The organism is Aquimarina sp. 433 (assembly GCF_054054605.1).
Map to the genome: position 1 here is coordinate 1 of NZ_JBSWZK010000026.1, position 2072 is coordinate 2072.

Sequence of the window (2072 nt, forward strand, 5' to 3'; positions counted from 1 at the left end):
TGGTTTTTCAATCGCTTTTTCTTCGATTAGTCCTTAACTATCACAAAAATACTCTGGTCATTGGGTGGTTAACCGTTCGTTGCTTTCGTTCTACTTTTCAGATTCCTAAAATGCACGGATAACGTAGGAATATATCTATTGGTAGATATATATCCTTTATGTTTTCTACAAATCTAGGGGATTTTTGATCATTCTGAAACTATTGGTAGCGACATGTGTGTAAATCTCTGTTGTTTTGCTAGAACTGTGTCCTAATAAACTTTGAATATATCTTAAGTCCGTACCATTTTCTAATAAATGGGTAGCAAAACTATGACGTAGTGTGTGCGGAGTAACCTTTTTAAGTATACCCGCTTTTTCGCTAGCATTTTTTACTATTTTGGCAATACTTTGGGCAGCATATTGTTTACCATTAACTCCTTCGAATAGATAGTTTTTTGGTTTCCATTCTTTATAATATGCTCTTAAATCATGTAATAAGGTTTTGGATAATAATGTATAACGATCTTTGTTACCTTTGGCATTAGCTACCATAACTAGCATCCGATTACTATCGATATCTGTTATTTTTAGATTTAATAATTCACTTCTTCGTAAACCTGCAGAATATAATAGACTAATAATACATTTATGTTTGATATTATTAGTGTTATTAATCATAGTAATTACTTCTTCTTTGGATAATACCGTTGGCAATCGCTTTTGTTTTCGAGGTCTGTCTATATAATAGAATCTATTAGGCATTTCTAATACAATTTCATAATAAAACTTTATGCTATTGATAGCTTGATTTATATAGGAATTGGATCTGCCTTGTAAATTTTGTTCTTTAAGATAGTTTTTGATATCTAATTCATTAATCTCTAAAAAATCTTTATCACTATAATAATTGATAAATGCTTCAAAAGCAGATACGTAATTTTTTATAGTGTTTTTAGCATATTGCTTTAGTACTAGTTTTTCTAAGTAAGTATCTGGGCAGCGACGATAATTTTTGTTGATTACACGTTTTTCTAACCAGCTTACATCAGCTTCTTTATTCGATGGATTGATGATTCTGTTTTTGAAAAAATAGTTACAATTAATCCAGGCTACACCTCTGAATGTGCTAAAAATTAAGTTTAGGTTTTCTTTAGTGTTTTGTATATAAACCATCCCATATTCCTCACTCCAGCTAGGATTGGGGAGTTCTTTTATAAGCGCTTCGATAATTTTGTCTTGATAAAACTGTAGACCAATCATCTTCTGTTGATCTATTAATAAATGTTTTAGAGTAATATGTTTGCCTGAGAATTTCATAGATATTCAAATATGACTAAAGAACGTAATGTGAGCAAGTCTAAGTGTCGAATTAAACGTTTATTAAACGTTTAATTCGATGGATAGGTAACATTTTTAGAATTGAAGACACTATTTTAGAAAGGTGTTTTATGAATCGGAATTGTAGTTATTGTAATGAGAAATTGGAAGGAAGAGTAGGTAAGAAGTTTTGTTCCTCTTACTGTAGATCAGCTTTTTATTATCAGCGCACCAAAGAAAAAGAAGATACCTTGTTTAAAAAGATTGATGTTCAACTTAAGAAGAACAGAAAAATACTTAAAAATTATAATCGAGCAGGTATGGCAAAAATTAGGAAAGAGAAATTGATTAGAGAAGGTTTTGATCCTAAATACTTTACGCATTACTGGAAAAATAAAAAAGGACAGGTATACCTCTTTTGCTACGAATTTGGTTTTATGGAGTTACAAGAAAAAGATCATAAGAAATATCTTTTAGTCGTTTGGCAAGAGTATATGAATAGCTAAGATTTGCTTTAGGGATAGGAATGTCATCCTATTTATAATAGTTTGCTGATGTAAAGAGGCAACTAGTATAAATAGATATAATGGATAGCCCGACCGCCTGTTTGCGATCAATGTCATTAAGTTAAGGAATTTCGATGTCAATCTGATTTCTATGACAAAACCAAATTGTTTTTATAAGCAGTTTGGTTTTTTATTATAGCAAAGATTCTATGAATAATTTTATTTCTCACTGCGTTAAGTACACTCATTTTATTTTTACCTTCTTTT

The 2072-nt window shown here is 30.3% G+C and carries 2 protein-coding genes; one reads left to right on the forward strand and one right to left on the reverse strand.

Features of this window, described 5'->3' with window-relative positions:
• Positions 1-165 precede the first annotated feature (165 nt).
• Positions 166-1299, reverse strand: a complete 1134-nt coding sequence (gene xerA / locus ACWNT5_RS24175) for a site-specific tyrosine recombinase/integron integrase (RefSeq protein ID WP_456518847.1) — start codon at positions 1297-1299, stop codon at positions 166-168.
• A 131-nt stretch (positions 1300-1430) separates the two neighbouring features.
• On the opposite strand from xerA, the gene ACWNT5_RS24180 reads away from it, so the two are divergent.
• Complete coding sequence (locus ACWNT5_RS24180; protein ID WP_299611310.1) at positions 1431-1805, forward strand: hypothetical protein; 375 nt, start codon at positions 1431-1433, stop codon at positions 1803-1805.
• Positions 1806-2072: the final 267 nt, after the last annotated feature.